Source organism: Streptococcus oralis (assembly GCF_026782345.1).
Lineage (GTDB): Bacteria > Bacillota > Bacilli > Lactobacillales > Streptococcaceae > Streptococcus > Streptococcus oralis_CK.
In genome coordinates this window covers 201,755-214,252 of sequence record NZ_JAKUWI010000001.1, presented here as the reverse complement: position 1 = coordinate 214,252, position 12,498 = coordinate 201,755, and the positions used below count along the sequence as shown (strand labels likewise).

Here is a 12,498-nt window from a genome sequence, read left to right as displayed (position 1 = left end):
CTCACGACTTTCTGATAGAATCTTCTGGATACTGCGCACGCGCACCTCCGATTAGTTTGGGACGACTTGCAAGAGCCGTTACATGAGCATGCCCAATTTCTCTCAAAAGAGGGCGAATCGGAACCTGAACATGCTTGACATGCATGCCAATTGCAGTGTCTCCGATATCCAATCCAGCATGAGCCTTGATGAATTCGACCTCAACTGGATCCTGCATAAACTTAAAGGCTGCCAACTGACCCGAACCTCCTGCATGAAGTGTCGGAAGGACACTGACGATTTCCAGACCAAACTGCTCTGCCACCTGACGTTCAACAACGAGGGCTCGATTGACATGTTCACAACCTTGAACGGCTAGATGAATTCCTTTTTCCTCTAGGATAGCTAGGATGGTTTTCACGATGATTTCACCAATTTCTTGACTGGATTCCTTGCCAATCTGACCACCCATCACCTCACTAGAAGAAAGGCCCAAAACAAAGATAGCTCCTTGCTTCAAATTAGCCTTGTCTATTACATCTTCTACAATCTGGCTTGTTGCTCTTTGAATGTCTTTTTCCGTCATACTTGATACCTCTTTTGTCACTATCTATCATATCTTTTTTTACTGATTTTATCAAGGCCAACTAATCATTCTGATTTTTAAAAGCAAAACTCCCAGAATTGACTGGGAGCTAACTTATTTCTATTTTATTAATGTATATTTCAACCGTCGTCCCTTTTGAGGGTACAGAATTAATCTTCATCTGGTAATTGTCTCCAAAATGAAGTTTGAGTCGTTGGTCGACATTTTGAAGGCCAACTCCCCCACGTTTGAGCTGACTTTGACTACTATCGCCAGCAGCTTGGAAACCAACACCATCATCCTCAATGCGGATGACAAGCCCTGTATCCTTTTTCTGAACAGAGACTTTAATATGGCCCTGACCTTCCTTCTCCTTAATGCCATGGTAAAGAGCATTTTCTACAAGAGGTTGTAACACCAGCTTGGGCAAGACTAGGTTACCAAAAGCAGGATCTTCATCAATCTCATACTCCAGCTTATCACCATAGCGTTGTTTCTGGATAAAGAGATACTGGCGGACATGATTGATTTCATCAGAAAGAGAAATCAAATCCTTTCCTTGATTGAGCGCCAAGCGGAAATAGGTTGCCAAAGACTTGGTCACCTGAACCACTCGCTGACTATCCTGAAATTCAGCCATCCAGATGATAGTATCCAAAGTATTGTAGAGGAAATGGGGGTTAATCTGGCTTGACAAGGCCTGAAGTTCATATTGCCGGGTCGCCTCTTCCTGCCTGCGCACATCTGCCATCAGCTGATCAATCTGATCCAGCATGGCATTGAACTGACGAGTCACTTCTCTCAGTTCATAGGCACCAGCTTCTTTAGCACGCAGATTTTGTGTACCAGAAGCAATTTCCAGCATGGTTTCTCTTAGGTCCTTCAAAGGAGCAATCCAGTGTTTGAGACTGAACCACACCAAGCAGAGACAGGCAAGAAGAGATAAGGCACTAGCAGCAAGCAAGGTCCACATGAGTTGACTCCGAACCTGGTCTAGCTTCTCCAACGAAGACACGCCTATCACCGTCCAATCTGTTCCTGCAATCTGTTCCTGACTGACGTAGGATTGGTGATCCAGCGTATAGCCCTGCCCCGTCTCGATGTAGGGTTTCATAGCCTCCATTTCACTCGCTGAGCTATAGACAGTACGTTTAGGATGGTAGACAAATTCATGGTTTTCATTGATGATAAAGGCAAAGCCCTGCTGGCCCAACTGGAGTTGGTTGAGATAGGCTTCCAGAGTTTCGTAGGAAATATCCAAACGAAGTACGCCAAGATTGGATCCCTTTGTATCGACAAGTTCTTGAGTGACAGAAATAACCCACTGACTATCCGATTTACGAGCTGGGGTCAAAACAGGCATGGCTCCCTGATGAATGGCCTTTTGGTACCAATCCTCAGCCATCATATCTGAGGAGGTCTTCATTTGCACACTGTCATCTGTAGAAATGACCTGACCAGATTTGGTGACCAGAACCACAGCTTTCAAGTCCTGGTCAGCCTTTAAGATGGTCAAAAATAGATCTCGAATTCCCTTGACCTTGTCTTGACTGGGATTCTCAGCATAGTCTAGGACATCCGTCTGCTTGGTCAAACTGGTAGAGGTGGTTTCTAATTTTTTGATATAAGACTGAATAAAGTGGCTAGTTTGACTGATGGTCGTTTGGCTATTGCCTTCAATGGTAGTCTCAATGGCTGATGAACTAGATTGATAGTAGAAAGTCCCAACCACAGCTAGGAGAATGAGAAAGACCAGAAAGATGGAAATAACCATTCTGACTAGTAGAGAAGAACGTTTCATCGACCTTCTCCCTTCTTAAACTGACGGGGGGTCAAACCTGCAATCTGTTTAAAACGTTGGGTAAAGTAGTTCATATCTTCAAAGCCAACCTTTTCTGCGATCTCATAAATCTTTAAATCTGTGGTCAGAAGCAAAAGCTTGGCTTGTTTGACACGTTCTCGCACCAAATAATCCTGAAAAGGCAGGCCCAACTCTTTCTTAATCAAGGAACTCAAATAAGTCGGACTAAAACCTAGGTCACTAGCTAAAGACTTTAAACTAAATTGACTATCAGCCAGATGAGACTGGATCTTCTGAGCAATATTTCCCTCAAACTTATCAGTCAATAAATCTTGTAACTGCTCTTCCTTTTCTTCCTTGTCTAGTTTTTGCTTGATTTTCCCCAACATTTCCTCAATATCCTGACGAGAAAAGGGCTTGAGCAGATAGTCATCGACACCGAGTTTGACAGCAGACAAGGCATAATCAAAATCATCGTAACCCGTCAAAAAGACCAAATGTACCTGAGGATAGGTTTCTCGTACCAGACTGGCCAACTGGATGCCATTTAGCTGAGGCATATTGATATCAGTTAAAATGATGTCTGGCACCTGCTTTTGAATCAAGTCCCAAGCCTGTCTTCCATTTTCAGCCTGACCGATGATTTCCATATCGTAGGCTGCTACATTGACCAACTTGGTCAAGCCTTGTCTTACCAGATACTCATCTTCTACGATTAAGATTGTGTAGGTCATGCTCTGCTCCTTTACCACTCACTAGTATCAGTATAGCAAAATTCTCCTCTAACTGCTTAGGAAAGCTCTCTTATACTCAATGAAAATCAAATAGCAAACTAGGAAGCTAACCGCAGGTTGCGCAAAGTTCAGCTTTGAGGTTGTAGATAAAACTGACAAAGTCAGCTCAAAAACACTGTTTTGAGGTTGTAGATGAAACTGACGAAGTCAGTAACTATACGTATGGGGACGGTAAGGAGACGCTGACGTGGTTTGAAGAGATTTTCGAAGAGTATTAATCAACATAATCTAGTAAATAGGCATAGCCTTTTTCTGCCATTTGGTCTTTGGGAATAAACCGGATAGAGAGACTATTGATACAGTAGCGTAAGCCACCCTTGTCCTGTGGTCCATCCGTAAAGACATGGCCAAGGTGAGAATCTCCAACTCGGCTCCGCACTTCCATGCGTGTCATATTGTAAGACTTATCTTCCTTGTAGGTAGCAACATCTGGGCTGATGGGTTGGGTGAAACTAGGCCATCCACAACCAGACTCAAACTTGTCCTTTGATGAAAAGAGAGGTTCGCCAGTAGCGACATCTACATAGATACCAGATTCAAATTTATCCCAATAGCGGTTTGAAAAAGCTCGTTCTGTTTGATTTTTCTGGGTAACTGCATACTCCTCAGGTGACAAGGTCTTTTTCAATTCCTCATCACTTGGTTTAGGATATTTGCTGGCATCAATGACAGGGTAGGCAGCCTGATTGACATTGATATGACAGTAGCCATTTGGATTTTTCTTGAGGTAGTCTTGGTGATAGTCCTCCGCCACCACAAAATTCTTCAAGGTCTCCTTTTCAACTGCCAGAGGTTGATCGTATTTCTTAGCCACCTCATCAAAGACTTGGTTGATTACTTCCAAATCCTTGTCATCTGTGTAATAAACGCCGGTACGGTACTGAGTCCCTACATCATTTCCTTGTTTATTTTTGCTGGTTGGATTGATAATGCGGAAGTAATGAAGCAGAATTTCTTTGAGGGAAATTTGATTGGCGTCATAGGTGACATGGACAGTCTCTGCATGTCCTGTTTGATTGATCAATTCGTATTTGGTTTTTTCCCCTCTACCGTTCGCATAGCCTGAAACGGCATCTGTCACTCCAGGCACGCGTGAGAAGTATTCCTCCACTCCCCAAAAACAACCTCCAGCTAGATAAATTTCGTGCAAGTCCGCGTCTTTGCTCACTTCTGTTTTTTTCACTGTTTTTCCTCCTTGGCTAACGGATGCTTTCTCAATTTGCGAGCTATCTGTCTGCCCTGCATTTCGCGTCAATAGAAAATAGAAACCGGTTATGGCTAGGAGAATGACCACTGCCAAGACAAAAAGTTTTACTTTATCATTCATAGCCTTTCTCTACCCCATTTCTTTCAATTCTTTTAAAATCATATCCTTATCCATAAAACCTGGTTGCGTTTTGACCAGCTTGCCTTCCTTGTCTATAAAGGCTTGAGTCGGATAAGAACGGACACCATAACTTTCCAAGAGTTTACCTGATGGATCAATTAAAACTGGAAAATTTTTATAATCTAAGCCCTTGTACCAGTTCTTAAAGTCTGCTTCAGATTGCTCCCCCTTGTGCCCAGGAGAGACCACTGTCAAGACCACATAGTCATCACCAGCTTCTTTAGCGATTTCGTCCGTATCTGGAAGGCTAGCCAGACAGATGGAACACCAAGAAGCCCAGAATTTAAGATAGACTTTCTTGCCCTTGTAATCAGACAAACGATAGGTCTTACCATCTACACCTGTTAGTTCAAAATCAGCGACTTCCTGACCTTTAGTCGCAGTTTGTGAACTAACTTGTTCTGTTTTGGATTGCTCCTTCATAGTAGACTCGTCTGACATGTTTTTAGCCGAACAGGCTGCCAAGCAACAAATTGAGCCTACTCCAAGGAGACATGTTTGCCATTTTTTCATTTCTTTTTCCTCTCTATTCAAATAATGTAGTCAAAATGGAAGCATTTCCCAAAAGCACCAAGATTCCCATCACGATAATGAGGAAACCACCCACTTTTTTGAGGATTCCGAGGTAAGGATGCAGTTTTCGGAAATGTTTCAAAACATAGCTGGAGGCGAGAGCTAGAACCAAAAATGGTAGCGCCAATCCCAGCGTATAAATCAACATGAGACCAGCTCCTTGCCAAGCTCCTGAACCACCTGAAGCCGCCAAAGCCAAAACAGAGCCCAGAACTGGCCCTACACACGGCGTCCAAGCAAAACTAAAGGTTAACCCCAGTAAAAATGCCTGACTATAGCCGTTAGCGTTTTGACCCTGTCTCTTTAATTGTAGCCTTCTTTCCTTGTAAAGCCCCTGCAAATGTAAGATTTCCATCTGGTGCAAGCCCAAGAGAATGATAATCGCACCCGTCACATACTGAAACCAAGAAGCATACAGCAAATTGCCTAAAAAACCAGCTCCATAGCCCAGTAAGATAAAAACAAAGGAAATCCCCGCTATAAAGGCCAGAGTTCGCAATAAACTAACAAGTGAGATTGAAAATTTTCCACTAGAAGCCTGAGCATCATTCTTATCATCCAACAAGACCCCTGCATAGACCGGTAACAAGGGTAAAATACAAGGAGAAAAGAAGGAAAGAATTCCAGCAAGAAAAACACTGATAAAAAAGATAATCGTATCCATTACCTTCCTCCATTCTTTGATTTGATAGGACTATTATAGCTCCAAAACTCCAGAAAAAACAGGGATAATGATAGGAAAAAATAGGAATTTAATCAGTTTATTTAGAAATCTGGCACAAAAAAAGCCAGACAAGGTCTGACTTTGATAGAAACAGAAAAGAAATTACCTGTCTTCCCTACTTATCTGGTAATAAATAAGGTCCGCAACGTAGTCTTTTCTCTCCACACCATTGGCAATGGTTTTTAGATAAGACATTCCCGCTTTTTCCATGACACGGCCTGAAGCTGGGTTGAGACTGGCGTAACGAGCTCTGACTTTTTGAAAGCCTGCTTGAGTAAAACAGAAGTCTAGCACAGCTTTCAAGGCCTCTGTCATCATACCTCGGCCCCAAAAGTTTTTTCCTAAAACATACCCAATCTCACAGCTAGAGTCAAGCTCATCCATTTCAACAATACTGATATCTCCTATCACATGCTCAGGATTTTCTTTGAGACAAATAGCCCATTTGTAATAGTTGGGATTTGCATAGGAGGCAACCCAATTTCGAATCGAGCTCCGAGTCACCTCAACATCAGGATGAGGATCCCAGGTGACATAGGTCAGATTCTCAGCAGATGAAGCCCAATTTTGAAACATAGCTTCCGCATCACTCTCCACAAATCTTCTCAAAATCAAACGTTCTGTCTGTAACATTTGCGTACCGATTGCTTTCATCATGTTACCTCGCTTTCTAAGCTTAAGGCTCAAGCTAAAAAGGTCCCTCGGACCTTCTTCGCTTTCTCATTTCTAGGCTCAGGGTAAAAAGGTCCACTGGAGGTTATTCTTGCTCTCGAGTTTCAAGGCAAGAAGCTAAAAAGGTCCCCCGGACCTTTTTACTCCCAAAAGTCATCAAATACGGTGATTGGTAGGTGGCGTTTGTGTTGGCCTTTATGCCACCAGTTTTCGATAGTCGCTTGGGCTTCTGGACTGATTGTTTTGCCTTCAAGGTAGTCATCAATTTCATTGTATGTGACTCCCAAGGCTACTTCGTCTGCAATACCTGGTTTTTCTTCTTCCAGGTCTGCTGTTGGGATTTTTTCATAGAGGGCTGGGTCTGCACCAAGCACCTTCAAGAGTTGCTTTCCTTGACGTTTATTGAGGCGATAAAGAGGGAGAATGTCTGCACCACCATCACCAAACTTGGTAAAAAAGCCTGTGATATTTTCCGCAGCATGGTCTGTTCCAATGACCGCTCCGCTATGGGCACCCGCAAGGGCATATTGGGCAATCATACGACTACGAGCCTTGATATTTCCCTTGTTAAAGTCTGAAACAGTGCTTCCTGTCGCTTCGACTGCAGCTGTCATGGCATCAGCTGATTCCTTGATATTCACAACCAAGCTGATATCTGGCTGGATGAAAGCAAGAGCTTTTTGAGCATCTGCTTCATCTGCTTGCACTCCGTATGGCAGGCGGACAGCGATAAATCGGTAGCTGTCATCTCCTGTCTCAGCTCGCATTTCTTCCATCGCTAATTGCGCCAAGCGCCCTGCTAAAGTTGAGTCTTGACCTCCAGAAATTCCCAACACAAGGCTTTTAAGGAAGGGATGTTTTTTTAAGTATTTCTTTAAAAAATTGACAGAGCGACGGATTTCTTCCTGAGCGTCAATCACTGGTTTCACACCTAGTTCTTGGATAATGGTCTCTTGCAAACTCATTCTTCTTCTCCTTCACCAAGGGCTTCCTTGCGCATCTTATCAATCAAGTCCATCTTATCTTGCCAAATATCACGCGCCAAGTCCACTGGATAGTGTTGCGGATTGAGTACCCGTTTATACTCATCCCAAAGCTTGTCAAATTCCTTACGGGCATAATCCTGAATGTCAGTCAAACTAGGCAGGTTGTAAACTAATGTTCCTTCTTTGAAAATATCCACCAAGAGAGGAACTGCATCAAAATTACGAACGGTCTTTTTGATGTAAGTATAAGTTGGATGGAACATCTTGATTTCTGTCATGCCGCTCACATCCACACCATCATAAGTGATGTAGTCACCTTCTGACTTGCCTTTTTCACGGCTGGTAATGCGCCATACCTGCTTCTTACCTGGCGTAGACACTTTTTCCGCATTATTAGACAGTTTGATGGTATTGCGCATCTGACCATTCTCATCTTCAATCGCAACAATCTTATAAACTGCCCCAAGAGCTGGCTGGTCATAGGCTGTAATCAGCTTGGTTCCCACGCCCCAGACATCAATCTTGGCCTTTTGCATCTTGAGGTTGAGGATGGTATTTTCATCTAGGTCATTAGAAGCATAAATCTTAGCCTCTGTAAATCCAGCCTCGTCCAATTGCTGACGGACTTTCTTGGAAATGTAGGCAATATCCCCAGAGTCAATCCGCACACCCATAAAGTTAATCTGGTCACCCAGTTCACGCGCCACCTGAATAGCAGCTGGCACACCGATTCGCAACGTGTCATAAGTATCTACTAGAAAGACACAATCACGATGGGTCGCCGCATAGGCCTTGAAGGCTTCATAGTCGTTTCCATAAACCTGTACCAAGGCATGAGCATGAGTACCCAAGACTGGAATACCAAAGAGCTTCCCTGCACGTACGTTGCTGGTTCCATTGGCGCCACCAATCACCGCTGCGCGTGTTCCCCAGATAGCTGCATCCATTTCTTGCGCACGACGTGTCCCGAACTCCATCAAGGGTTCATCTTCAATGACTGAACGAATACGTGCTGCCTTGGTCGCTATCAAGGTTTGAAAGTTAACGATGTTCAAGAGAGCCGTTTCGACCAATTGACATTGGGCTAGAGGACCTTCCACCTGTACAATCGGTTCATTAGCAAAAACCAAGTCCCCTTCCTGAGCAGAACGAACCGTCAACTCCAACTTGAGATTGCGGAGGTAATCTAAGAACGCCCCATGATAGCCAAGCGACTCCAAGTAGGCAATATCGCTATCTGAAAAGCGTAAGTCTTTAAGATAATGTACAATTCTTTCCAAACCAGCAAAAACTGCATAACCGTTGTTAAACGGTTGCTGGCGGAAATAAACTTCAAAAACCGCCTTCTTATTGTGAATCCCTTGGTCAAAGTAAACTTGCATCATATTGATCTGGTACAAGTCCGTGTGCAATGTCAAACTATCATCTGGATACATCTGTTTTCCTTCTTCCTACTTTACAAAGGTATGAACGTATTCTACCACTTTCACACCGTCCGATAAATTAGTACTATTATAACACATTTTACCGAGATTGATAAAAAGCTAACAAGCTATTCTCCACTCTCCAGTTCATCCATATCTTGCTCAAACTTTTTTTGAGCCCATCCGCCATAACTTTTAAGCCCGAGATTGCCGATAAAAACCCAAGGAAGGTAAATCAGATAAGTAATGACCCAAGCAGACAAGTATTTAACGTTCAGAGGATTGTGCTGATAAATTTCGATATTGAATTGATAATTCTGCAGCATCAAGAGAGTCGTAATAGCGAGAGTCACCAGCAAACACCCTACAATCGTAAAATGAAAACGACTATAGTAGGTCACTCCAAGTTGTCGTGCACGATTGAAAAAGAAGAAAATTCCTAAAAGAAGAGTAACCAGAAGAATATCAGGATTAAAAAGAGCAGGTGCTAATACAGCCACCAAATAACTTAGCAGAATGAGCCCGATAAACATATAAAAAGTCTCTGTCCCAGCTTTGTTAAACAGTTGTTCTTCTCTTTCGTCTAATAATTGATAATAAAAAAATCTATTTTTCATCTTCTTCCTCCCAAAATAATTGATCTAAAGTTTTGCCTAAACATCTGCAAATGGACTGACAGAGGGAGAGACTAGGATTGTATTTCCCAGCTTCAATTAAGCCTATAGTCTGCCTAGTAACACCCACAGCCTCTGCCAAATCCCCTTGTGTTAATTCACGCTCCACCCGAGCTAGTTTTAATTTTAAATTTTTAGCCACTAGCGTCCTCCTTCACATTTTCAAAAAGTTGCGCTTCTTTTAAAGAACATTATACCATATATCTAACTTAATGCAATATATAAATGTCATTTTGTAAGATTTTGTTAACAAGAAAACTCTCTACCACAAAAAATAGAGAGTGTTGTGTTTAAATATAGGATTTCAAAATATCAACGACATCACTTCTTTTCTTGACCTGATGAGCCTTGATGCCCAATTTCTGAGCTGCGTTTGTATTGTCCTCAATATCGTCTAGAAAGACACAATTTGTGGGATCTAGCTGGTATTTGTCAAGAATCTCCTTAAACATTGCCAAATCCGGCTTTATAGCTTTTATATCACAGGATAGGACAAAGCCATCTAAAAGTTCTTTTAAGGGAGATAGTTGGTCTTCTAGCAAATCATAAAATACTTTTGAGGTATTGGACAAGACAAAGATGTGATGCCCCTTTTTCTTTAGTTCTGACAAGACAGGAAAGACTTCCCTATAAATATCAATGTAGCTAGGCCAATTCCAGATAACTTCTTCAACCTTCTTTTGATAGGTACTTCCAATCATCGACACAACTTTAAGCACCAACTCTTCTCTCGTCATGGTCCCAAGATCTAATCTTTCCCAAAGCCCCGACTGAAAAATGGCTTTATCTAAAATCAAATATTCTTCCTTCGTATCCGAAACACCTTGTAAAATCTTATCCTTGTTCCATTCTAACAAGACGTTACCCATATCTAGTATGATATCCATTAGCCCACCTCCATAGTGATGTGAAGATTTCCTCTTTGCTTTATACTTTCATATTCAGCTTACAAATCCTTTTGGTAATAAAATCTTTTTCCTGTATAGGGATAGTTTTGCAAGGTAAAGACTTCCTTGTAGCCATGCCTTTTATAAAAGTCTGGTGCTTGAAACTGGTAAGTATTCACAAAAGCAAAACGGCAGTTTCGATTCTTAGCTTCACTTTCTGCTTGCTGCAATAGTTTTGAACCGATTCCTTGTCCTCGTAATTCCTCTTTCACAAACAAATATTCGATTTCCAGCCAATTTCCGAAAGTCTCTGCTACTAAGCCTGCCAAGAGATTGCCCTTTTCATCTTCAACATAAAGGTTCAGGGGCTCGCTTTCAGCCTCTTCTCTTTGGGAACGATTATAAGAACGAATCAGTTTTCCTATTTCTTGCGCTTTCTGGGACGCTTTATTTTCCAATCTAACGTGCATCCAAACCTCCTTAGAACTGTTACAGCTTGATTATAATCTTATTTCAATAGACTGTCAAACTAGAAAAAAACTCATCAAGCAGAGTTGATGAGTTCATGAGTTATTTTCTAAATTTCCACTGGCTATAAATTCCGAAACCGATAATCCAGATAGCTGAACCAATTGCTCCCATAAAAGTAGATTCTTGTAAAAAGAGGGTTACAAAGACAAAGATAAAGAAGAGCATGGTTAAAGGATTTAGAAAACGGTAATGGGGCATGAGGTAGCCATCCGCCATGAAGTCTTGTGACTTGCGGTATTTGAGATGAGCCACCATGATCAAGATATAAATCGCGATGTAAACACCTGATGAAGACGCCGTAATCAAAGCAAAGGCATCGGAAACACCTGGCAAAACATTGATAAAGGCAGCCAGAGCAATCAAGATTGCTGAAGCAATAATAGCATTTTGTGGAACATTATGGCGAGAGAGAGTATCTGCCTTGATCGCTTTTAGGAAGCGATTGGGTGAATCATGAGCAATCTGGTAGAGGTGTCGCCCTGTTGAATAGAGGGTTGAATTAAGAGCAGATGCTGCCGACGTCAAAACAACGAAGTTAATCAGAGCTGCCGCCCACTTAATACCTGCCAGCTCAAAAACCGTTACAAATGGTGAATCTGAAGATGCAAGTTCTCTCCAGGGAATAATAGACATAATGGCTAATAGAGCACCGCCATAGAAGAAGACAATTCGGAGAGGAATTTCTTTAACTGCTTTTGGCAAAACCTGACGAGGATTCTTCGTTTCAGAGGTTGTCACTCCGATAAATTCAATCATCAGATAGGCAAAAAATACCATTTGAAAGGCCATGACAAAGTTCATGACTCCATTTGGGAAAAGAGAGAATTGATTGCTGATATTTGCCAGACTTGCAGCACCATATGGTGTTTCAAATCCTGTCAAGACCATAAAGGCCCCTGTTGCAATCATAGCTAAAATAGCCACAATCTTAACCATAGCAAACCAAAACTCGACTTCTCCAAAGAGCTTAACCGCAATCAGATTGACCAAAGCCAAAATCGTTAAAAAAACAATCTGAATTAACCAACTAGGCCAAGAAGGAAACCAAAACTGAACATAATGCGAAATCGCGGTGATTTCTGCCATACCGATAAAGACAACAGACAACCAATAAGACCAAACCGAGAAATACCCCCATCCTTTCCCCAAATGACGGGTGATAAAGTTGATAAAAGTATGTTGTTCTGGATCCTGATATAGCATCTCCCCAACAGCCCTCATCATCAAAAACATAAAGGCTCCTGTAATCATGTAAATCAGGATGATAGAAGGTCCAGTAAGGCTGATAGAACGACCAGCACCTAGGAAAAGTCCTGTTCCGATTGTCCCCGCAATGGCCATCACCTGAACATGGCGATTGGTTAAACCACGTTCCATTTTATTTTTTTTCTTATTTGAACTCATATAGTCTCCTATTTATTCAAAAAATCAAAAAGGAGTTGAGCAAGTCAAGACCTCCACTACTCCATTTTCATTCTAT

General features: G+C 42.1%; 14 protein-coding genes. All 14 read right to left on the bottom strand.

Annotated features, from left to right (window positions below; all coding sequences use genetic code 11):
• Position 1 precedes the first annotated feature (1 nt).
• The 14 genes from MK405_RS01125 to MK405_RS01060 all read right to left on the bottom strand — a co-directional run bounded on the left by MK405_RS01125 (position 2) and on the right by MK405_RS01060 (position 12,422).
• Complete coding sequence (locus MK405_RS01125) at positions 2–565, bottom strand: TIGR01440 family protein (RefSeq protein WP_162279336.1); 564 nt, start codon at positions 563–565, stop codon at positions 2–4.
• Between the two features lie 109 nt (positions 566–674).
• Positions 675–2,366: a cache domain-containing sensor histidine kinase gene (locus MK405_RS01120; RefSeq protein WP_268704066.1), complete on the bottom strand. Its 1,692-nt coding sequence runs from the start codon at positions 2,364–2,366 to the stop codon at positions 675–677.
• On the bottom strand, positions 2,363–3,100 hold the full coding sequence (locus MK405_RS01115; protein WP_268704065.1) for a response regulator transcription factor: 738 nt from the start codon (positions 3,098–3,100) through the stop codon (positions 2,363–2,365). Before MK405_RS01115 ends, MK405_RS01120 begins: the two co-directional genes overlap by 4 nt.
• Before the next feature lie 274 nt (positions 3,101–3,374).
• Positions 3,375–4,487, bottom strand: coding sequence for a peptide-methionine (R)-S-oxide reductase MsrB (msrB, locus tag MK405_RS01110; RefSeq protein WP_268704064.1), 1,113 nt, complete (start codon positions 4,485–4,487; stop codon positions 3,375–3,377).
• 9 nt (positions 4,488–4,496) lie between these two features.
• Positions 4,497–5,060 carry a redoxin family protein gene (locus MK405_RS01105; protein ID WP_125422334.1) on the bottom strand — a complete coding sequence of 188 codons (564 nt, stop codon included), beginning with the start codon at positions 5,058–5,060 and terminating at the stop codon, positions 4,497–4,499.
• 13 nt (positions 5,061–5,073) lie between these two features.
• On the bottom strand, positions 5,074–5,784 hold the full coding sequence (ccdA2, locus tag MK405_RS01100) for a thiol-disulfide oxidoreductase-associated membrane protein CcdA2 (protein ID WP_268704063.1): 711 nt from the start codon (positions 5,782–5,784) through the stop codon (positions 5,074–5,076).
• Positions 5,785–5,946: 162 nt separating this feature from the next.
• Positions 5,947–6,498, bottom strand: a complete 552-nt coding sequence (locus MK405_RS01095) for a GNAT family N-acetyltransferase (protein ID WP_268704667.1) — start codon at positions 6,496–6,498, stop codon at positions 5,947–5,949.
• Positions 6,499–6,656: 158 nt separating this feature from the next.
• Positions 6,657–7,481: an ammonia-dependent NAD(+) synthetase gene (nadE, locus tag MK405_RS01090; RefSeq protein WP_268704062.1), complete on the bottom strand. Its 825-nt coding sequence runs from the start codon at positions 7,479–7,481 to the stop codon at positions 6,657–6,659.
• Positions 7,478–8,938, bottom strand: a complete 1,461-nt coding sequence (locus tag MK405_RS01085; RefSeq protein ID WP_268704061.1) for a nicotinate phosphoribosyltransferase — start codon at positions 8,936–8,938, stop codon at positions 7,478–7,480. Before MK405_RS01085 ends, nadE begins: the two co-directional genes overlap by 4 nt.
• A gap of 116 nt (positions 8,939–9,054) precedes the next feature.
• Complete coding sequence (locus MK405_RS01080) at positions 9,055–9,543, bottom strand: DUF6773 family protein (RefSeq protein ID WP_057489441.1); 489 nt, start codon at positions 9,541–9,543, stop codon at positions 9,055–9,057.
• Positions 9,533–9,742: a helix-turn-helix transcriptional regulator gene (locus MK405_RS01075; RefSeq protein ID WP_049478916.1), complete on the bottom strand. Its 210-nt coding sequence runs from the start codon at positions 9,740–9,742 to the stop codon at positions 9,533–9,535. The genes MK405_RS01080 and MK405_RS01075 overlap by 11 nt, the downstream gene beginning before the upstream one ends.
• 148 nt (positions 9,743–9,890) lie before the next feature.
• On the bottom strand, positions 9,891–10,487 hold the full coding sequence (locus MK405_RS01070; RefSeq protein ID WP_268698734.1) for an HAD family hydrolase: 597 nt from the start codon (positions 10,485–10,487) through the stop codon (positions 9,891–9,893).
• 59 nt (positions 10,488–10,546) lie between these two features.
• Positions 10,547–10,957: a GNAT family N-acetyltransferase gene (locus MK405_RS01065; RefSeq protein ID WP_268704060.1), complete on the bottom strand. Its 411-nt coding sequence runs from the start codon at positions 10,955–10,957 to the stop codon at positions 10,547–10,549.
• A 100-nt stretch (positions 10,958–11,057) separates the two neighbouring features.
• Positions 11,058–12,422: an amino acid permease gene (locus MK405_RS01060; protein WP_268704059.1), complete on the bottom strand. Its 1,365-nt coding sequence runs from the start codon at positions 12,420–12,422 to the stop codon at positions 11,058–11,060.
• Positions 12,423–12,498 lie beyond the last annotated feature (76 nt).